The sequence below is a fragment of the Enterobacter cloacae complex sp. 2024EL-00227 genome, from assembly GCF_043945315.1.
In the GTDB taxonomy this organism is placed as follows: domain Bacteria; phylum Pseudomonadota; class Gammaproteobacteria; order Enterobacterales; family Enterobacteriaceae; genus Enterobacter; species Enterobacter roggenkampii.
This window is the reverse complement of record NZ_JBIMQP010000002.1, coordinates 1-20,389: the sequence shown is the minus strand read 5'-3', so window position 1 is coordinate 20,389 and position 20,389 is coordinate 1. Positions and strand designations below refer to the sequence as shown.

General features: G+C 56.5%; 17 protein-coding genes. 8 read left to right on the top strand and 9 right to left on the bottom strand.

What is annotated here, in order from left to right:
- The first annotated feature begins 33 nt into the window (after nt 1-33).
- Complete coding sequence (locus ACHH0Z_RS03040; RefSeq protein ID WP_008500779.1) at nt 34-573, top strand: glycine zipper 2TM domain-containing protein; 540 nt, start codon at nt 34-36, stop codon at nt 571-573.
- 60 nt (nt 574-633) lie between these two features.
- Here ACHH0Z_RS03040 and ACHH0Z_RS03035 read toward each other — a convergent pair whose 3' ends face one another.
- Entirely contained in the window at nt 634-1,269 is a 636-nt protein-coding gene (locus ACHH0Z_RS03035) for a TetR/AcrR family transcriptional regulator (protein WP_395149492.1), read from the bottom strand.
- Nucleotides 1,270-1,513: 244 nt separating this feature from the next.
- Here ACHH0Z_RS03035 and bhsA point away from each other — a divergent pair, with 244 nt between their 5' ends.
- Nucleotides 1,514-1,771 (top strand): multiple stress resistance protein BhsA, encoded by a 258-nt coding sequence (bhsA, locus tag ACHH0Z_RS03030; protein ID WP_045406614.1) that lies wholly within the window; start codon nt 1,514-1,516, stop codon nt 1,769-1,771.
- A 75-nt stretch (nt 1,772-1,846) separates the two neighbouring features.
- On the opposite strand, the gene ACHH0Z_RS03025 is transcribed toward bhsA, so the two are convergent.
- From ACHH0Z_RS03025 to ACHH0Z_RS03015, 3 genes are all read right to left on the bottom strand, one after another.
- Nucleotides 1,847-2,812, bottom strand: a complete 966-nt coding sequence (locus ACHH0Z_RS03025; RefSeq protein ID WP_045406822.1) for a L,D-transpeptidase family protein — start codon at nt 2,810-2,812, stop codon at nt 1,847-1,849.
- Between the two features lie 144 nt (nt 2,813-2,956).
- Nucleotides 2,957-6,403 carry a transcription-repair coupling factor gene (mfd, locus tag ACHH0Z_RS03020; RefSeq protein ID WP_045406612.1) on the bottom strand — a complete coding sequence of 1,149 codons (3,447 nt, stop codon included), beginning with the start codon at nt 6,401-6,403 and terminating at the stop codon, nt 2,957-2,959.
- A gap of 148 nt (nt 6,404-6,551) precedes the next feature.
- Nucleotides 6,552-7,625: an acyltransferase family protein gene (locus ACHH0Z_RS03015; RefSeq protein WP_045406606.1), complete on the bottom strand. Its 1,074-nt coding sequence runs from the start codon at nt 7,623-7,625 to the stop codon at nt 6,552-6,554.
- 256 nt (nt 7,626-7,881) lie between these two features.
- On the opposite strand from ACHH0Z_RS03015, the gene lolC reads away from it, so the two are divergent.
- From lolC to cobB, 5 genes are read left to right on the top strand one after another with little or no spacing between them, the layout of a single operon-like run.
- Nucleotides 7,882-9,081 carry a lipoprotein-releasing ABC transporter permease subunit LolC gene (gene lolC / locus ACHH0Z_RS03010; protein ID WP_025911790.1) on the top strand — a complete coding sequence of 400 codons (1,200 nt, stop codon included), beginning with the start codon at nt 7,882-7,884 and terminating at the stop codon, nt 9,079-9,081.
- Nucleotides 9,074-9,775: a lipoprotein-releasing ABC transporter ATP-binding protein LolD gene (lolD, locus tag ACHH0Z_RS03005; protein ID WP_008500772.1), complete on the top strand. Its 702-nt coding sequence runs from the start codon at nt 9,074-9,076 to the stop codon at nt 9,773-9,775. Before lolC ends, lolD begins: the two co-directional genes overlap by 8 nt.
- Entirely contained in the window at nt 9,775-11,019 is a 1,245-nt protein-coding gene (gene lolE / locus ACHH0Z_RS03000) for a lipoprotein-releasing ABC transporter permease subunit LolE (protein ID WP_045352893.1), read from the top strand. The genes lolD and lolE overlap by 1 nt, the downstream gene beginning before the upstream one ends.
- Before the next feature lie 53 nt (nt 11,020-11,072).
- Nucleotides 11,073-11,984, top strand: a complete 912-nt coding sequence (nagK, locus tag ACHH0Z_RS02995) for an N-acetylglucosamine kinase (protein WP_021240740.1) — start codon at nt 11,073-11,075, stop codon at nt 11,982-11,984.
- A gap of 14 nt (nt 11,985-11,998) precedes the next feature.
- Nucleotides 11,999-12,820: a Sir2 family NAD+-dependent deacetylase gene (gene cobB, locus ACHH0Z_RS02990; protein WP_021240739.1), complete on the top strand. Its 822-nt coding sequence runs from the start codon at nt 11,999-12,001 to the stop codon at nt 12,818-12,820.
- Between the two features lie 45 nt (nt 12,821-12,865).
- Here cobB and ACHH0Z_RS02985 read toward each other — a convergent pair whose 3' ends face one another.
- Entirely contained in the window at nt 12,866-14,797 is a 1,932-nt protein-coding gene (locus ACHH0Z_RS02985; RefSeq protein WP_039266142.1) for a methyl-accepting chemotaxis protein, read from the bottom strand.
- 236 nt (nt 14,798-15,033) lie between these two features.
- Between ACHH0Z_RS02985 and ACHH0Z_RS02980 the strand changes: the two genes are divergently transcribed.
- Complete coding sequence (locus tag ACHH0Z_RS02980) at nt 15,034-16,263, top strand: EAL and HDOD domain-containing protein (protein ID WP_039024702.1); 1,230 nt, start codon at nt 15,034-15,036, stop codon at nt 16,261-16,263.
- A gap of 47 nt (nt 16,264-16,310) precedes the next feature.
- On the opposite strand, the gene potD is transcribed toward ACHH0Z_RS02980, so the two are convergent.
- From potD to potA, 4 genes are read right to left on the bottom strand one after another with little or no spacing between them, the layout of a single operon-like run.
- Complete coding sequence (gene potD, locus ACHH0Z_RS02975; protein ID WP_008500766.1) at nt 16,311-17,345, bottom strand: spermidine/putrescine ABC transporter substrate-binding protein PotD; 1,035 nt, start codon at nt 17,343-17,345, stop codon at nt 16,311-16,313.
- On the bottom strand, nt 17,342-18,133 hold the full coding sequence (potC, locus tag ACHH0Z_RS02970) for a spermidine/putrescine ABC transporter permease PotC (RefSeq protein ID WP_045406604.1): 792 nt from the start codon (nt 18,131-18,133) through the stop codon (nt 17,342-17,344). The genes potD and potC overlap by 4 nt, the downstream gene beginning before the upstream one ends.
- On the bottom strand, nt 18,130-18,987 hold the full coding sequence (potB, locus tag ACHH0Z_RS02965; protein ID WP_023343772.1) for a spermidine/putrescine ABC transporter permease PotB: 858 nt from the start codon (nt 18,985-18,987) through the stop codon (nt 18,130-18,132). The genes potC and potB overlap by 4 nt, the downstream gene beginning before the upstream one ends.
- Entirely contained in the window at nt 18,971-20,119 is a 1,149-nt protein-coding gene (gene potA / locus ACHH0Z_RS02960) for a spermidine/putrescine ABC transporter ATP-binding protein PotA (RefSeq protein ID WP_186436501.1), read from the bottom strand. The genes potB and potA overlap by 17 nt, the downstream gene beginning before the upstream one ends.
- Nucleotides 20,120-20,389: the final 270 nt, after the last annotated feature.

Genomic DNA, 20,389 nt, shown 5'->3' with positions numbered 1-20,389 from the left:
ATTGTTACCAATAGCAACAAAGGAGGAAGTCCCGTGAATAAATCAATGTTGGCGGGTATAGGGATTGGCGTCGCGGCTGCGTTAGGTGTGGCTGCCGTTGCCAGTCTCAACGTATTAGACCGCGGCCCGCAGTATGCGCAGGTGGTTTCTGCTACACCGATTAAAGAAACGGTAAAAACGCCTCGTCAGGAGTGCCGTAACGTCTCCGTGACGCATCGTCGTCCGGTGCAGGATGAAAACCGTATCGCCGGTTCTGTTCTGGGTGCGGTAGCGGGTGGCGTGATTGGTCACCAGTTTGGCGGCGGCCGGGGTAAAGATGTAGCGACCGTGGTCGGCGCGCTGGGTGGCGGCTATGCCGGTAACCAGGTGCAGGGCGCGATGCAGGATAACGATACCTACACCACGACTCAGCAACGCTGCAAAACCGTCTACGACAAGTCGGAAAAAATGCTGGGTTATGACGTGACGTACAAAATTGGCGATCAGCAGGGCAAAATCCGCATGGATAAAGATCCGGGCACGCAAATTCCACTCGATGGAAATGGCCAGCTGGTTCTGAATAACAAAGTGTAAAAAAGATGTTCTCTGAATTTAGCTCCTCATGCGCTCAGGCTGAGGAGCTTTTTTTTTGCTTCAGATTTTGAGGAGCTCAGGCCACAGCCGCAGCGTGGTGTCGCTAATATTCTGCAGTTTTTCCAGCGTTGCCCCTTCACGGGCGCTGATCGACATCCCCTGCAAAATACAGCTCAGGTATTGCGCCAGCAGCTGAGGGTTGCACTGTGCAGGGATTTCACCGCGCTGCTGCCGCTGAGCCAGAAAGGCGCTCAGCGTCTCCTCCTGCATGGCATGACGCGATTTCACCGTATTGGCAATCTCTTTCGAGGACGCCGCCAGGGTGGCAGAGGTGTTAATCATAAAACAGCCCGCAGGCGTGTCCTTACTGGTAAAGCAGGTCGCGACGGCGGTGAAGTAATCCCGAAGCGCCTGTTCGACGCTTTTCTCTTCACAAAACAGCTGGGCTTCGTGTTTCGCCGCAAAGCGCGAAATGTATCTGTCCAGCACTGCCCTGAACAGCCCCTCTTTATTGGTAAATTCGGCATAGAGCGTCGGCGCTTTGGCGCCGGTGGCTTCTACCAGAACGGAAAGCGAGGTTGCTTCATACCCATGTTGCCAGAAGAGAGTCATGGCCTTATCAAGCGCTGCATCCCTGTCAAACACTTTTGGTCGGCCACGGCTTTTCTTTGCACAACTCGTGACGTCGGTTGTCATGTGCCGTTGGTCCTCTGTTGGTTTGTTGAATGACCATTATAAAAATAAACGCAAGTCACCACCAGCGCTGAATGCTTAAAAATAAATTAATCATATGAGTATGAAAAATAACGACTTTAAAATTAAGTTAACGACCATTATAAAATTATGTTGACGTGTGAGATGGATCACATTTATGATTTACCTATCGATCGTTAACTAAATAGCTAACGACCTCCAAATTCATCTGCTAAAGGTAAACATCATGAAAAACGTAAAAACCCTCATCGCTGCTACTGTCCTGAGTTCACTCTCTTTCGCAAGCTTTGCGGCTGTACAGGTACAGTCCACCCCGGCCGATCAGCATAAAGTCGGGACGATCTCTGCCTCTGCCGGGACTAACCTGGGTTCACTGGAAGATCAGCTGGCGCAAAAAGCGCAAGAGATGGGTGCAAAATCTTACCGCATCACCTCTGTGACCGGTCCTAACACCCTGCACGGCACCGCCGTCATCTACAAATAAGCCGGGCATAAACCCTCATTTATGCCACTGCAATAAAAAACGCCCTGCTTAGCAGGGCGTTTTTTTATTTATGATTTACATCGATTGCTGGATGACATCGTGATGCCGGGTGACGTCGGTCGGCATGCCTGAGCGGGCCTCCATTGCGCGCTCCATCACCTCGCTGTTGGTATTCGCATTCGTTTTAAAGCTTACCATCGCGGCATTCAGGTTAATGGGCAGCGTCTGCGGGTCATCGCCAATGTTTTTCGATAGCGGCTGATGAATTTCAACCAGCCGCACGCCGCCCGGCTCCTCAGAAACCTTGATCGGCGTATTGATAATATTGACTTTCGTACCCGGCGTAACGACGTTAAACAGCGTTTTGATATCGTCATCGCGCAGACGAATGCAGCCGGAGCTGACGCGCATGCCGATGCCAAAGTCCGCATTCGTGCCGTGCAGCAGGTAAACGCCGCCGTAGGCCGCCAGACGGATCGCGTGGTGACCCATCGGGTTATCCGGGCCTGCTGGCACCACGGCTGGAAGATCGATGCCCTGAGCTTTATACCGGGCACGAATATTGGCCGTTGGTGTCCAGGTTGGATTCGCGCGTTTATCCGAGACGGTGGTGACCATCGTCGGCGTCAGGGTGTCGCCGCCCAGCTGACCAATACCAATCGGGTAGACGGTCACCTCATTTTTACCCGGCGGGTAATAGTACAGACGCAGCTCCGCCAGATTTATGACGATCCCCACACGCGGAGCGTCCGGCAGGATAGTCTGTAACGGGATAGTCAATACGCTGCCCGCGCGCGGGACGTAGGGGTCGACGCCAGGGTTCGCCTGCAGCAGGGCCAGAAAACCAACGTTATATTTTTTGGCAATGGCTTCCAGCGAACCGCCATTATTTTCAACCACATGAAAGCGGTTTTCCCCCACCACCTTGCTGCCGGACGGAGGAAGGGGCCAGGTATTTGCGCGAGCGGGAAGCGCAACCGCAACGGTGGCTGCCAGCGCAAACAGGGTTAACCAGCGAGTCATACGCGAAGAGATCATCACCATAGTCCATATAAATGATAAGGTTATTGTTTTATAAGGCGTTAACGATAATTATGGCGAATGGGTGTGTCGGGAAGATCGGGTGAAGTGCAAAGAGTTTGTAAATTGTCCCCCGTTAGCGCTGGGCTAACGGGGAAAGGGAGGTCAGGCGATCGCGTTCTCTTCCAGCTGGCGCATAAAGCTACGCACCCAGTCCATGCGGGTTTTGCGCTCCGTCAGCTCCTGGGTAAATTTCAGACGCGTTGGGCCATCCAGACGGAAATGCTGCGGCTGTTTTTGCAGCAGACCGATGAGCCACATCGGGTTGACGTGGTTCTTCTCGGCGAACTCAATCACGCCGCCTTTTTCGTTGCCTTCAAGCTTGCGAATGCCCAGCTTCTGCGCCTGCTGGCGCAGGCGCGCGATATCCAGCAGATTTCGCGCCGCATCGGGCAATAGACCAAAGCGGTCGATCAGCTCAACCTTAATCTCTTCCAGCTCGCTTTCCGTCTTCGCGCTGGCGATGCGCTTGTAGAACGACAGGCGGGTATTCACGTCCGGAATGAAATCGTCCGGCAGCAGGGAAGGCATACGCAACTCGACCTCGGTCTGCTGACTGGTGAGATCTTCCAGCGACGGCTCGCGCCCGGCCTTCAGGGCATCAACCGCGTTTTCCAGCAGTTCCATATAGAGCGAGAAGCCGATGGTCTCCATCGAGCCGCTCTGGTCCTCACCCAGCAGTTCACCGGCACCGCGGATCTCAAGGTCGTGCGTGGCCAGCGCGAAGCCTGCGCCGAGGTCTTCCAGCGAGGCGATGGCTTCCAGACGCTTTTGCGCGTCGGTGGTCATCGCTTTTGGATGCGGCGTCAGCAGCCAGGCGTAGGCCTGATGGTGCGAACGCCCGACGCGGCCACGCAGCTGGTGAAGCTGCGCCAGGCCAAAGTGATCCGCACGTTCAATAATGATGGTGTTCGCCGTCGGAATGTCGATCCCGGTTTCGATGATGGTGGTACACACCAGCACGTTAAAGCGCTGATGGTGGAAGTCGTTCATCACCCGTTCCAGCTCGCGCTCGCGCATCTGCCCGTGACCGATAGCAATGCGCGCTTCCGGCACCAGCTCCGCCAGCCTGTCGGCGGCTTTCTGGATGTTTTCCACGTCGTTGTACAGGTAATAGACCTGACCCCCGCGCAGCACTTCACGCAGAATGGCCTCACGCACCACCAGATTATCGTATTCGCGGACGAAGGTTTTTACCGCCAGACGGCGCGCCGGCGGCGTGGCAATAATCGACAGATCGCGCATGCCGCTCATTGCCATGTTCAGGGTTCGCGGGATCGGCGTCGCGGTCAGGGTCAGGATATCGACGTCGGCGCGCATCGCTTTGATGCGTTCCTTATGACGCACCCCGAAGCGGTGCTCTTCGTCGACGATCAGCAGCCCCAGATCTTTCCACTTCACGTCGCTTTGCAGCAGCTTATGGGTGCCGATCAGAATATCAATCTTGCCTTCGCTGGCCTGCTCCAGGATCTGCGTCTGCTCTTTGGTGCTGCGAAAACGCGACAGCATCTCGATGCGTACCGGCCAGTTGGCGAAGCGGTCGCGGAAGTTGTCGAAGTGCTGCTGAGCGAGCAGGGTGGTTGGCACCAGCACCGCCACCTGCTTGTTGTTTTCCACCGCAAGGAAGGCGGCGCGCATCGCCACTTCGGTTTTGCCGAAGCCGACGTCGCCGCACACTAAACGGTCCATCGCCAGCGGCTGGCACATGTCGCTCAGCACGGCGTTAATAGCCTGAGCCTGATCCGGCGTGGTTTCAAACGGGAAGCTGTCGCAGAACAGCTGATACTGTTCCTTATCATGCTTAAAGGCGAAGCCCTCTTTGGCCGCGCGCTGGGCGTAGATATCCAGCAGCTCGGCGGCCACGTCGCGCACTTTTTCCGCGGCCTTCTGGCGCGCGCGCGCCCAGGCGTCGCCGCCCAGCTTGTGCAGAGGCGCGTTCTCTTCGGCCCCGCCCGCGTAGCGGCTGATCAGATGCAGGGACGACACCGGGACATACAGTTTGGCGTCGTTCGCGTAGGTCAGCATCAGGTATTCACCTTTAATGCCGCCCGCCTCGAGCGTGGTCATGCCCTGATAGCGCCCAACGCCATGCTCCAGGTGCACAATCGGCTGGCCCGGATGCAGCTCGGCCAGGTTGCGGATCAGCGTGTCCGGGTTGATGGTTCGACGGCTGTCCTGACGACGGCGCGCGACGCGCTCGCCCAGCAGGTCGCTTTCGCAAATCAGCGCCAGGTTGTTGAGCGTGTCGATGAACCCATGCTCGGCGGCGCCAATCATCAGGTAACGGCCGTTTCCGGTCGCTTCGCTCAGGCGCAGGATGCGCTTCGGCGCCACCTTAATGCGTCCCAGCAGCTCACCTAACGCTTCGCGACGGCCTTCACTCTCAACGGAGAACACCACCGGGCCGGTAAACGACTCCAGAAACTTGCGCAGATTATCCAGCGGGGATTTCTGCTGCGCCTGGACGGCCAGGTCCGGCAGCGTCCGGAAGGCGAGGTTGGTGTTAGCGGCCTTATCGGCAAGCGAATCGGTTTTCAGCTGCATCCGCGGCCAGCGCTTCAGCTCGGCGTTGAGCTCGTCGGTACGCAGCCACAGCGCTTCCGGCGGCAGCAGCGGACGCATCGGGTCAACGCCCCGGTTTTCGAAGCGAGCGCGGGTTTCGCTTTCAAAGCGGCTGGCGCTGGCGTCGATATCCCCGGTGTTAACAATCAGGGTATTCGCCGGGAAGTAGCTGAACAGGGCAGGGAGCGGCTCGCTGAAGAACAGCGGCTGCCAGTATTCGATCCCGGCAGGCAGCGTGCCTTTGCTGACCTGCTGATAAATATGTTCCGCGTCGCGCTTCACCTCGAACTTATCGCGCCACTGGCTGCGGAATAGTTCGATAGCAGTTTTGTCCGTCGGGAACTCATGTGCGGGCAGTAAATTGATGGACTCGACCTCCTCCAGCGTGCGCTGGGTGTCGGCGTCGAAGACGCGCAGGCTGTCGATTTCATCATCGAAAAAGTCCAGACGATACGGCTGGTCGCTGCCCATCGGGTAAAGGTCGAGCAGCGCGCCGCGGGTCGCATATTCCCCGTGCTCCATCACCTGATCCACGTGGCGATACCCGGCGCCGTCAAGCTGCGCCCGCAGGGCATCACGGGACAGGCGCTGACCTTTTTTCATTACCAGCGCGTGACCGTGCAGGTAGCTGTGCGGGCAGACGCGCTGCATCAGGGTGTTTACCGGCACAATCAGCACGCCGCGCTGCATGGTCGGGAGTTGATAGAGCGTCGACAGGCGCGAGGAGATGATCTCCTGGTGCGGAGAGAAGCTGTCATAGGGCAGCGTTTCCCAGTCGGCCAGGCTGAACACCAGATTATCGGTGAACTGGCGAATTTCATCGTGCAGGCGCAGGGCGTTTTGCATATCCGGGGCAACCAGGATCACCGGGCCAGGATGACGCTCAGCAATTTCCGCCACCAGCGTGGCGCACGCTGCGCCCGTGAGTTCACCCAGCTGGCGCTGGTCGCCCGCTTTGACAGGCAAGGAATAACGATAGTGTTCAGGCATGGCTATGTCAGAGTCTCTTATGGATATACCAACAGTATTGGGGCATATCACTGATACGCAATGTCTTTATTATCCTCGATCGTTTTACATAAGCAAATCGTAACCGCACGGCGGGGTTATACGCCCCCGAAAGGGGGCGGAGAGGGCATTAACGGGTGGTCGGCGAGAGCGTAAGCGTCGAAGGCGGAGAAAAGAAAATGTCCCCGAACAGCGCGGTGGAGAGTTTACGCACCCCCAGCCCGGCCAGGGTACAGATAAGCAGGCTGGCAAACGGGTAGACCAGAATTAAGGTGAGTTCAGCCCAGAGCGGCCAGTACGCGGCATTCATCTCGCCAATCAGGAACAGGCTAAAGGCCTCAATGAGGATGCGGTGGGTGGTATAAATCGCAATGGTATTGGAGCCAATCACGTTCAGCAGGTTGTCAGGGTGAACGGCATAGCGCTGCTCAACGCTGTAGAACAGCTTCATGATCAGCACAATCGACAGCAAGGAGAGCAGCAGCGGAACGTTAGCAAACCACATCACCACGGAGACGGCGGCGAAAGCGCCCGTTGCCAGCCAGGTGCGGCGCAGGTTTAGATTTTTCATCCATGCCATCAGCTCAGCGCCATACCACGCCCCGAGGCTGTAGTAGATCATGTTGCGGACCACGCTGTTCATTCCCCACCACGGCAGCGGCAGGAAGTTGATCGCGATGCTTGCCAGCGCCAGCAGTCCCAGCATCGGTAGCTTCCAGCGGCTCAGCAGTTTACACAACGTGAAGTAGACCACCAGGGCATACAGATACCACAGACTGGTGCTGGCGGTGAGCATCCCTTGCACAAATCCCAGGAGCGAATCGGCGTAGGCCGCGTTTGATGAGGTGGCAACCTCGCGATCGGGCGCCAGCCAGGCGTTCAGGTGGGTCAGCGCCTGCCATTGCAGAATCCCCCACAGCGCCAGAACCCAGACAATGCTCCAGATTCGCTTGTCGAGGCTGGTTCGCCAGTCCACCTCGTCAATATAACGACGGATCAGATAGCCGGAGATAAAGAAAAAGACCGGCATACGGAAGGGGGCGAGATAGAGATTAAAATAGATCCAGCATTTGGCGAGAAGGCCAGAGAGCGGGTGTTGCAGCCCGATCAGGTGCGGATAAAACGTGATAACTGAATGGTAGATAACCACCAGGCAGATACACAGCCCTTTTATCTGGTTAATCCATAATGCTTTTTGCTTCATTGTTCGCAACTACCTTATTGCCATAGACGAACGAGCAATTGTTGTTAAACGAAACCGGGCTGTAATGGGTAACAGTCTGTATCAGGAGGTTTTTCGGAAAAGGTGGAGGTTACGAGGTGCGGTTTCAGATATTAGTACCCTGATTTATCTGAATTTTTCGGAAAAATGATTACCAAAGCTTACGGTTTCAGTCATTTACGCTTAACGGATTCGCTTATATACTCGTGGGTCTGCTATCAGCAAACAGACGGACTTCATGTATCAACCTGTCGCACTCTTCATAGGCTTACGCTACATGCGTGGGCGCGCCGCGGACCGCTTCGGTCGCTTTGTCTCCTGGCTTTCGACTATTGGCATTACGCTTGGCGTGATGGCACTGGTGACGGTGCTTTCCGTCATGAATGGCTTCGAGCGCGAGCTGCAAAACAACATCCTGGGGCTGATGCCGCAGGCCGTACTCTCATCCACTAACGGTTCGGTTAACCCACAGCAGCTGCCGGAAAGCGCGGCGAAGTTACAGGGCGTCACGCGCGTTGCGCCACTGACCACCGGCGACGTGGTGCTGCAAAGCGCCCGCAGCGTGGCGGTCGGCGTGATGCTGGGTATTGACCCGGCACAAAAAGATCCGCTCACGCCGTATCTCGTTAACGTGAAGCAGACCGATCTGGAAGCCGGAAAATACAATGTGATTCTGGGTGAGCAGCTTGCCGGCCAGCTTGGCGTTAACCGCGGCGACCAGCTCCGCGTGATGGTGCCTTCAGCCAGCCAGTTTACGCCGATGGGGCGCCTGCCAAGCCAGCGCCTGTTCACCGTGATTGGGACCTTTGCCGCCAACAGCGAAGTCGATGGCTACCAGATGCTGGTTAACATTCAGGACGCGTCACGCCTGATGCGCTACCCGGCCGGCAATATCACCGGCTGGCGCCTGTGGCTCGACGCGCCGCTGAAGGTCGATACCCTCAGCCAGCAAAAACTGCCGGACGGCACCAAATGGCAGGACTGGCGCGAGCGTAAAGGCGAGCTGTTCCAGGCCGTGCGGATGGAGAAAAACATGATGGGGCTGCTGCTGAGCCTGATCGTCGCCGTGGCTGCTTTTAACATCATCACCTCGCTAGGGCTGATGGTGATGGAGAAGCAGGGCGAGGTCGCTATCCTGCAAACCCAGGGGCTGACGCCGCGGCAGATCATGGCCGTGTTTATGGTGCAGGGGGCCAGCGCCGGTATCATCGGCGCGCTGCTCGGGGCGGTGCTGGGTGCGCTGCTTGCCAGCCAGCTCAACAATTTAATGCCGATCATCGGCGCGCTGCTTGACGGCGCGGCGCTGCCGGTGGCCATCGAGCCGCTGCAGGTGGTCGGTATTGCGCTGGCCGCGATGGCCATTGCGCTGCTTTCTACGCTTTATCCTTCCTGGCGCGCTGCCGCCACTCAACCCGCTGAGGCTTTACGTTATGAATAAGATCCTGTTGCAATGCGACAACCTGTCCAAACGCTATCAGGAAGGCACTGTGCAAACCGACGTGCTGCACAATGTGAGCTTTAGCGTGGGCGAAGGCGAGATGATGGCGATTGTCGGCAGCTCCGGCTCCGGTAAAAGTACCTTATTACATCTGCTGGGCGGGCTGGATACCCCAACCAACGGCGACGTGATTTTCTCCGGCCAGCCGATGAGCAAAATGTCCTCAGCAGCGAAGGCCGAGCTGCGTAACCGCGAGCTGGGCTTTATCTACCAGTTCCACCACCTGCTGCCGGACTTCACGGCGCTGGAAAACGTGGCGATGCCGCTGCTGATTGGCAAAAAGAAACCGGCAGAAATTAACGCCCGCGCCAGCGACATGCTGAAAGCGGTAGGGCTGGGCCATCGCGGAAACCACCGTCCGTCGGAGCTGTCCGGCGGCGAGCGTCAGCGCGTGGCGATTGCCCGTGCGCTGGTCAACAACCCGCGTCTGGTGCTGGCGGATGAGCCTACCGGTAACCTGGACGCGCGCAACGCGGACAGTATTTTCCAGCTTCTGGGCGAGCTGAACGCCTCGCAGGGCACCGCGTTTCTGGTGGTGACCCACGATCTGCAGCTGGCAAAACGCATGGGGCGCCAGCTTGAGATGCGCGACGGCCATCTGAACGCGGAACTGACCCTGATGGGAGCAGAGTAATGGCGTCACCGTTATCGTTACTCATCGGTTTACGTTTTAGCCGCGGCCGCCGTCGCGGCGGCATGGTGTCGCTGATCTCCGTTATCTCGACCATCGGTATTGCGCTGGGTGTGGCGGTGCTGATCGTGGGCTTAAGCGCCATGAACGGTTTCGAGCGCGAGCTGAATAACCGCATTCTGGCGGTGGTGCCGCACGGGGAGATCGAACCGGTTAACCAGCCGTGGACGAACTGGAGCGATGCGCTCACCAAAGTTGAAAAAGTGCCGGGCATCGCTGCGGCCGCGCCCTACATTAACTTTACCGGGCTGGTGGAGAGCGGGGTAAACCTGCGCGCCATTCAGGTGAAAGGGGTGAACCCGGCGCAGGAAGCGCGCCTCAGCGCGCTGCCGAACTACGTGCAGAACGGCGCGTGGGCCAACTTCAGGGCGGGCGAGCAGCAGATCATCATGGGTAAAGGCGTTGCTGATGCCCTGAAGGTGAAGCAGGGCGACTGGGTGTCAATCATGATCCCGAATGCCAGCGCCGATCACAAACTGCAGCAGCCAAAGCGCGTGCGCCTGCACGTTACCGGTATTCTTCAGCTGAGCGGTCAGCTTGACCACAGCTTTGCGATGGTGCCGATGGAGGATGCACGCCAGTATCTCGACATGGGCGACAGCGTGACGGGCATTGCCATTAAGGTGAACGACGTCTTTAACGCTAACAAACTGGTGCGCGACGCGGGCAGCGTGACCAATAACTATGTCTACATCAAAAGCTGGATCGGCACTTACGGCTATATGTACCGTGATATCCAGATGATCCGCGCCATTATGTATCTGGCGATGGTGCTGGTGATCGGTGTCGCGTGCTTTAATATCGTCTCGACGCTGGTGATGGCGGTCAAAGACAAGAGCGGCGACATCGCCGTGCTGCGTACCCTTGGGGCAAAAGACGGTCTTATTCGCGCCATTTTCGTCTGGTACGGTTTGCTGGCAGGACTGTTCGGCAGCCTGTGCGGCGTGGTGATTGGCGTGGTGGTTTCCCTGCAGCTAACGCCGATTATCAACGGGATTGAAAAGCTTATTGGTCACCAGTTCCTGTCGGGTGATATCTATTTTATTGACTTCCTGCCGTCTGAACTGCACTGGCTGGATGTTTTTTATGTGCTGCTTACAGCACTTTTACTGAGTCTGCTGGCAAGCTGGTATCCGGCGCGTCGCGCAAGCCGAATTGATCCGGCGAGGGTATTAAGTGGCCAGTAATTACGTCACGATCTAGCGGCTTTCGGGTCGCCAGATCGAAAGAGGAATGCGTTATGTATTATGGATTTGATATTGGCGGCACCAAGATTGCGCTCGGCGTGTTTGATAAAGACCTCAAACTGCAGTGGGAAACCCGCGTTCCCACGCCGCGCGACAGCTACGATGAATTTTTAACCGCCATTGCCGCGCTGGTGGCGCAGGCCGATGAACGCTTTGGCGTGAAAGGCAGCGTCGGCATTGGTATTCCGGGCATGCCCGAAACCGACGACGGTACGCTTTACGCGGCCAACGTGCCTGCCGCCAGCGGTAAACCGCTGCGCGCCGATCTCTCTGCGCTCCTTGAACGCGACGTGCGTTTAGATAACGACGCCAACTGCTTTGCGCTCTCCGAAGCCTGGGATGATGAGTTCCGTCAATATCCGCTGGTGATGGGGCTGATCCTCGGTACCGGCGTCGGCGGAGGAATCGTCATCAACGGTAAGCCCATCACCGGCCGCAGCTACATCACCGGCGAGTTTGGTCATATCCGCCTGCCGGTGGATGCGCTGGAGGTCGTTGGCCGTGATTTCCCGCTGACCCGCTGCGGCTGCGGGCAGCACGGCTGTATTGAGAACTACCTGTCAGGCCGCGGGTTTGCATGGCTTTACGAACACTTCTATCATCAGAAACTTGAGGCCCCTCAAATCATTACCCTGTGGGAGCAAGGGGATGCGCAGGCGCGTGAGCACGTCGAGCGCTATCTGGATCTGCTGGCGGTGTGTCTGGGCAATATTCTCACTATCGTCGACCCGGATCTGCTGGTGATTGGGGGAGGGCTCTCAAACTTTACCGCGATTACGGAACGGTTGTCCGGGCGTTTGCCCCGACATTTATTGCCGGTTGCCCGCGTGCCGCGTATTGAACGCGCGCGACACGGGGACGCAGGAGGCATGCGCGGAGCCGCATTCCTTCATCTCACCGATTAGTTTACGAGGTTTCTATGCTGTCGCGTCGCCAGGGTCGACTCAGCCGTTTTCGCAAAAACAAACGCCGCTTGCGTGAGCGTCTGCGCCAGCGGATCTTTTTCAGAGACAGAATGATGCCAGAAGCGATGGATAAACCCAGAGTGGTGGTGCTGACCGGGGCGGGGATCTCCGCCGAGTCAGGAATTCGAACCTTCCGCGCGGCGGACGGGCTGTGGGAAGAGCACCGCGTGGAGGATGTCGCCACGCCGGAAGGCTTTGCCCGCGACCCGGATCTCGTGCAGGCGTTTTACAACGCCCGCCGTCGTCAGCTTCAGCAGCCTGACGTCGCGCCGAATGCCGCGCATCTGGCGCTGGCGAAGCTGGAAGAGGCGCTGGGCGATCGTTTTCTGCTGGTGACGCAGAATATCGACAACCTTCACGAGCGGGCCGGCAACAAGAACATCATCCATATGCACGGCGAGCTGCTCAAGGTTCGCTGCGCCTGGAGCGGTCAGGTGCTGGACTGGAAAGAGGACGTGCTGCCGGAGGATAAGTGCCACTGCTGCCAGTTCCCGTCGCGCCTGCGTCCGCACGTGGTCTGGTTCGGCGAAATGCCGCTGGGAATGGATGAGATCTACAGCGCGCTGGCGATGGCCGACGTGTTTATCGCCATCGGCACATCCGGCCATGTTTATCCGGCGGCGGGGTTTGTCCACGAAGCGCGACTGCACGGCGCGCATACCGTTGAACTCAATCTTGAGCCAAGCCAGGTGGGCAGCGAGTTTGAAGAGAAACACTACGGTCTGGCAAGCACGGTTGTTCCTGAGTTTGTCGACAAGCTGCTGAAAGGTCTGTAACGCGAATCGCGTGAAAAGGCACCCGCTGGACGGGTGCCTTTTTATTTAAGAATGAAAGAACGCCAGCGTCTTCTCCAGCGATTTAGCCTGCTCGTCCAGCGAGAGCGCCGCCGCAGAGATCTGCTGAACCAGAGAGGCGTTCTGCTGGGTGGTGCTGTCCATCTGGTTAACGGCGGTACTGACCTGGCTAATCCCCCGATTCTGCTCGTCCAGCGCCTGGACAATGTCGTTGATGACCAGATGCACGTGCGACACCGCCTCAATCACCTGTTTCATCATTACGCCGGTTTCATTGACCAGCTCGACGCCTTTGCTGACGCGGCCTGAGGACTCGGCAATCAGCTGAGAGATCTCTTTGGCCGCGTTGGCGCTTCGCTGCGCAAGGTTGCGTACTTCACCTGCGACTACCGCGAAACCGCGTCCCTGTTCACCCGCGCGCGCCGCTTCAACGGCAGCATTCAGCGCCAGGATATTGGTCTGGAAGGCGATGCCATCGACGATACTGTTAATCTCACCGATCTTGCGCGCGCTCTCATCAATCTCGCCGATCACCACGACCACGTCGTTCACCAGCGTTTCGCCATGCCCGGCAAGGCTCGCGGCGCGATCGGTCAGGGTGGTCGCCTTGTGGGCGTTGTCGGCATTGTTCTTCACCGTAACCGAAATCTCTTCCATGCTGGCAGCGGTTTCAACAATCGCCGCCGCCTGTTCCTCGGTACGCGAGGCGAGGTCAAGGTTGCCCGCCGAAATTTCGCTGGTCCCGCCGTGCACGGAGTGGCTGGCTTCGCTGATGTTGTCGACGATGCGCTTGAGCTGCGTCTGCATGGTGTGCAGGGCATAAAAAATGCTGTGGGTATCCCCGGATCGCACCGGGATGGTGTTGTTCAGATCCCCGCGGGCGACGGCCAGGGCGATCCCGGCGGCCTCGGAAGGTTCTCCCCCCACCGGACGATCAACCTTGCGGGTAAAAATCTGGGCCATCACCAGGCTAACCGCAACGATGCTTAACACCATCATGACGATGGCCTTCAGTAAAAATGCGCGCGCTTCGGCCATCACTTCGCTGACCGGGGTGATGATGGCGAGTTTCCACGGCGTCTGGCTATTACCGACGGCGATCGCCTGCCAGGTGATAAATACCTCTTCTTTCAGCAGCGGATCGTTTACCCGGGTGACGTCATGTCCTGCAATTTGACCCGCGTAAGGCTTGCCTGCCGCACCTTTGTCCGGGCTGGACACCACGTTATTGCCCGCAGACAGGAGCAGGGCGTAGCCTGTGCCGTTCCACGGTTTAATGGCGCCAATCATGGACTGCAGCGTGGCGAGCGAGAAGTCAGAGGTGACTGAGCCCAGAAACTGACCGTCACGCATGATGGGGGCGGCAATTGAGGTGAGCATCACGTCCACGCCGTTGTAGGGGTAAATATAGGGTTCGATGATCACATCTTTATGCCGCTGTTTCGGCAACAGATAGTAATCACCGCTGCCGGGCGTTTCGATGTCCGTCAGCAGGTGCAATGTCGGTTTGCCGGTGGCATCGCGGTCGACGTAGCGGGCGTAGCGCCCGGCAGGATCTTCGCCGCTCTGACCGGCAAAGACGGCATCTTTATCGTCAAACGCGTTGGGCTCAAAGGCCATCGACATGGAGAGAAACGACGGGTGAGCCGAGAGGAAGTGGACGAGCAGCTGGTTCAGGCTCTGGCGGTCGGAAATGCCCGCTTCGCGTAGCGCGAGGGCGCTGTTGCCCATATCCCGGGCGGCAGTCAGGGCAGAATCCAGCTGTTTGCTGACCTGTAAAGCGTGTACCTCGGCTATCTGGCGGATATGGTTTTTGGCCAGCACCTCTTGCTGCGCCATCCATTGCCACATCATAAACCCGATCGTTGCCGTAAAGCCCACCGTCACGGTGAGGAAAATGGACAATAGCATCAACGTCTTGACTCTTATTTTTTGTCTTCGGACCATGGCGTCTTTCATTCTCATCTCCCGTAATGTCGTGCATGTCGGGCAGGCACAAAGTACTTATCGGATATTTCATCCCCTTTCTGTAGAGCGAAGGATATATTTAATTTAAATCCAGACGGTTAATTCCTGTTAATTAGTGTGGATGCTTTTATTTTGTGCATTCAATCAAAATAGTGCTCGATAAAACTCGTTATCGTCGTGTAGAAAGAGGATGCTAATAAATATAAAGTGGTAGAGGAGGATGGGATATGTACGGATTTATCGCGCGACAACCCATTTTTAACCCTGAAATGAATACCGTAGCCTATGAGCTGCTTTTCAGAGACGGGATGACAAATCGTTTTCCGGATGTGTCGGCAGAATATGCCACGTCCAGGATGATATCAGATCAGTTCTTATGTGTGCCGTCCCAGCGCATTGCCGGGGCACATACGTCGTTTATTAATTTCCCTTCAAGGATGGTTATTGACCGCAGTGGAGAAGCGCTTGATAAAGAGAGCGTGGTGATTGAAATCCTTGAAGATGCTGTGCCGGGGGCCGAACTGCTGCAGGCCGTCAGGGAGATGAATGCGCACGGCTATCAGTTTGCGCTTGATGATTTCACCCTTGCGCCAGAATGGGATGTTTTTTTACCCTATATTTCAATCCTGAAATTCGACGTCAGAAATTATACCTTAGCGCAAATTAAAGCGTATCTGAAAGTACGTAAACATCTGACCGGTCATATTAAATATCTTGCTGAAAAAATTGAGACTAAAGAGGAATTCAACCAATACAGAGACGAGGGGTTTTCCCTTTTTCAGGGCTATTTTTTCTGCCGTCCAGAGGTCATTAAATATAAACGGCTGTCGCAAAATCAGCTGGCGATTTTTCGGCTGCAAATGGAGGTCGGACGCAATAAACCTGATTTTCGAATCATCGAGTCGTTGATAAAAACCGATCTCACGCTCTCTTATAAAATCATGCGCTATATGAAGCATACGGCGTTTAAACATGTCGGCGCCTGTAATTTCAGTAAGTTAACCCTGAGCGAGGTGCTCAGGTATCTTGGCGAAAACCAGCTCCGACGGTTTGTTGCCGTCGTGGTCCTCGCCAGTGCGGGCAATGACACCGTCAGCGAGCTTTACCCGCTGAGCATGATGCGCGGCAAATTTTGCGAACTGCTGGCTGAGACGATGAACGAACCTACTCTGGCTGAAAATGCGTTCATGTGCGGCCTGTTTTCTCTGCTCGATACCCTCCTGGAGCTTCCGATGGCAGAGCTGATGAAGCAAATTGCGGTACCGCAGAGCGTGAGCAACGCGCTGTGCCACCAGGAGGGACGGTTAGCCGACATGATTAACCTCTGCCGTTACTATGAACAGCAGCGGTGGGACGAGGCGACCCGGGTTCGTCAGGCGCTGGGCCTGTCAGATGAAGAGGTGGTTGAGGCGATGCGAAAGGCGACGCTCTGGGCTGGAGAGAATACGGTCAGTTAATCCTTCCTCACGCCGCGCAGGCGGCGTGAGGAAGAGCGCGATACCGGTTAGCGGCCCGCTTTTAACTTCTGGTAATACTCTTCATAGAGGCGGCTGGCGTCGCCGACATCGTTCTGCCACTCACCTTTGCTGATGGTTTCCGCATCCGGGTAGAGCGACTTATCGTTAGCCACTTCAGGCTTCAGCAGCTTGCGTGCGGCCAGGTTTGGCGTCGGGTATCCAATCGTCTCGGCAACCTGTTTCGCCACGTCCGGGCGCAGCAGGAAGTTAATCAGCTTCAGCGCCCCATCCACATTTTTCGCGTTAGCCGGAATGGAGAGGCTGTCCATCCAGAAGATCCCGCCTTCTTTTGGCCAGACTACCTCAAGCGGCGTACCGGCCTGGCGGGCCACATACGCGGAGCCGTTCCACACCATCCCCAGGTTTACTTCGCCTTCCATATACGGGTTTGCCGGGTTATCAGAGTTGAATGCCGCCACGTTAGGCATCAGCTTTTTCAGCTCGGCATATGCCGCTTCAATCTCTTTAGGATCCGTCGTGTTGCCAGAGTAGCCAAGCTTGCGCAGCGCCACCTGGAAGACTTCGCGCGCGTCGTCGGTCAACAGCAGGCTGCCTTTGTATTGCGGTTTCCACAGATCGGCCCAGCTTGTCACCGATTTCGGATCGACGGCCTCGCTGTTAACGCCAATCGCGGTTGCCCCCCAGATATACGGAATGGAGTAGTCGTTATTTGGGTCAAACGGCTTGTTGAGCATCTCAGGATCGAGGTTTGAAAAATGGGTTAGCTTCGTTTTGTCGATCTTCTGGATCATGCCCTCTTTGCGCATTTTGTCGACAAAATAGGTGGACGGAACCACCAGATCGTACGCGCCATCTTTGTAGGTTTTGAGCTTGGCGTACATGGTTTCATTCGACTCGTAGGTCGAGTAGATCACCTTGATGCCCGTCTCCTTGGTGAACTGCTCCAGCAGGCCCGGCGGCACGTACTCGGTCCAGTTGTAGAAGTAGAGCGTTTTGCTGTCATCAGCGTGTGCGGCACCCATACCAAGCACCAGCGCCGCAGCGGCGAGCATTTTTTTCATTTCATTGTCCCCTGAGATTTTGTTTTATCACGAGCAATAACCTGGCTGGCGATCATCAGAACCAGCGAAAACACCAGCAGAATGGTCGCCAGCGCGTTCACCTCAGGTGAAACGCCGACTTTCACCATCGAATAAATTTTCAACGGCAGAATTTCATAGCTCGGCCCGGTCACGAAGGAGGAGACCACCACGTCATCCATCGACAGGGTAAAGCTCAGCAGCCATCCGGCCGCCACGGCGGGCATCGCCAGCGGCAGGATGATTTTGCGCAGGATGGTCATCTCGCTGGCGCCCAGATCCTTCGCCGCCTCCAGCATACGCACGTCGAACCCTTTCAGGCGTGCAAATACCGTCACCACCACAAACGGCAGGCAGAAGGTGATATGGGAAAACAGCAGTGACCAGAAGCCAAGCTGAACGCCCAGCAGCATAAACAGCACCAGCAGCGAAATCGCCATCACGATGTCCGGGGACATCATCACCACAAACAGCATACCGCTGACGAACGGTTTTCCGCGGAATCGGTAGCGATACAACGCCACGGCGGTGAGCGAACCAATCAGCGTGGCGAAGGTGGCGGAGAAGATCGCCATCGTCAGTGAGTGCTGTGCGGCCTGCAGCAGGCTGTCGTTGTTCATCAGCAGGCTGTACCAGTCGGTGGTAAAGCCCTGCCAGTTAATCCCAAAGCGCGAGCTGTTAAACGAGTTCACGATCAAAATAATGATCGGGATATACAGGTAAGCGTAAATGGCGGTCATAAAACCGCCGCGAAGCAGTCGACCGATCATTCGAGTTCCACCTTCTTGTTCAGCAGCCGTGAGGCGCGCCAGTAAACCAGCAGCATCAGACCCATCACCACCGTCAATGTAATGCTGGTGGCGGAGCCGAACGGCCAGTCGCGAATGTTGAGGAACTGACTCTTGATCACATTCCCAATCAGCAGGTTTTTCGCGCCACCCATCAGGTCCGAAACGTAGAACAGACCCATGGCCGGAAGCATGACCAGCAGACAGCCCGCGATAATGCCGGGCATGGTCAGCGGAATGATAATGCGGATAAAGGTCTGGAACTTGCTGGCACCCAGATCTTTTGCCGCTTCCAGCAGCGGTTTATCCAGCTTCTCAATGCTGGAGTAGAGCGGCATCACCATAAACGGCAGCAGGATATAGACCAGACCCACAATTACCGCGCTCGGGGTAAACATGATGCGGATCGGCGTATCAATCACCCCCAGCCACAGCAGAAATTCATTGAGGTAGCCTTTGGTGCTGAGGAAGATTTTCAGCCCGTAGATGCGAATCAGCGAGTTGGTCCAGAACGGCACAATCAGCAGAAACAACAGCAGCGGACGCACCTTTTGCGGCAGACCCGCGAGGAACCATGCGAACGGATAACCCAGCACCAGGCAGGCAATGGTGGCAATCAGCGCCATATTGAGCGAATGCAGCAGCACGTCAAAATAGAGCGGATCGAGCAGGCGCGCGTAGTTGTCCAGCGTAAAAACCAGCGAAACGAAGTTTGTGTCGTCACGGGTCAGGAAGCTGGTGGCGATGATCATCAGGTTGGGTAAAAAGACAAACAACACAAGCCAACCGACGATCGTGGCAATCACCACATTCTGGAACTTACTTGTGTTCTTCATCAGCCAGTACAACCTCCCAGCTTTCTACCCAGTTGATAACCATTTTCTGGTCGAGAGAGTGGTCGAAGTCCGGGTCGTCCTCGTTAAAGAACTCGCTGACCATCACCATTTTGCCGTTCTCCAGCTCGACGACAGACTCCAGCGTCATCCCTTTGTAGTTGCGCTCGCGGATATAGCCGATTAACCCTTCGGCCTCGGCATTGCCGTGGATTTCATCGACGCGCAGATCTTCCGGGCGCAGCAGAACGTTGAGCTTTTGTCCCTTTTCGACGGGGAAATGCACCGTGATGGCGCACTCGCGTCCTTCGACGCACGCGCGAACGCGCTGGTCATCCAGACGCTCAATCACCGTGGCGTCGAAGATATTGATCTCACCAATGAAGCTGGCGACAAACAGATTTTTCGGCTCTTCGTAGATTTCACGCGGCGTGCCGTCCTGCTCGATTTTGCCGTCGCGCATCACCACGATGCGGTCGGACATGGTCAGGGCTTCTTCCTGGTCGTGGGTGACGAAGACAAAGGTAATGCCGAGCTTGCGCTGCAGGGCTTTAAGCTCGTTCTGCATCTGCTTGCGCAGCTTGTAATCCAGCGCGGAGAGGGATTCATCCAGCAGGAGCAGACGCGGCTTGTTGACCACGGCGCGGGCGATGGCCACGCGCTGCTGCTGGCCGCCGGAAAGCTGATGCGGTTTTCGCTGGGCAAACGTCTCGAGCTGCACCATGCGCAGGGCTTCGGTGACGCGCGGTTCGATCTCACTCGCCGGGGTTTTTTGCATCCGCAGGCCAAACGCCACGTTTTCAAACACGGTCATGTGCGGGAAGAGGGCATAGCTCTGAAAGACAGTGTTGACGTGGCGGTCTTCGGCGGGAACCTGGGTGATGTCCTGACTTTCAAGATGGATATGGCCGTTATCGACGCTTTCCAGCCCGGCGATAAGGCGCAGTACGGTGGTTTTGCCGCAGCCGGAGGGGCCAAGCAGCGTCAGAAACTCACCGTCATTGATGGTGAGAGTGAGGTCGGAAATGACGTCTTTGCCATCAAAACTTTTACGAATTCGTTCCAGTTGCACCAGCGGTGAACGTGAACGGGATTGTGTATTCAATTTTTGCGCTGTCCCATATAGACGCCTCAGGCAGCAGACTGAAGCGGGGTTTGTGTGTAACCACCTTGGTGACTCGTAATGAGGGCGGACATTCTACGGCAATCCCCCGCAATCGCCAATCCTTGTCACTGATTCATAAGCTACATTTACTAACGCATAACGATATAAACGGAATCTATGGTCACTCCCGTTTTTGCAACACCGATTTTGACGACAAGTTGGCTTGCTTGAATCTATCCGGCGTCTGAATGGGATTTTATTCCCGCGCCTTGATGAGTTCCGCGCCTGATGAACCTCCAG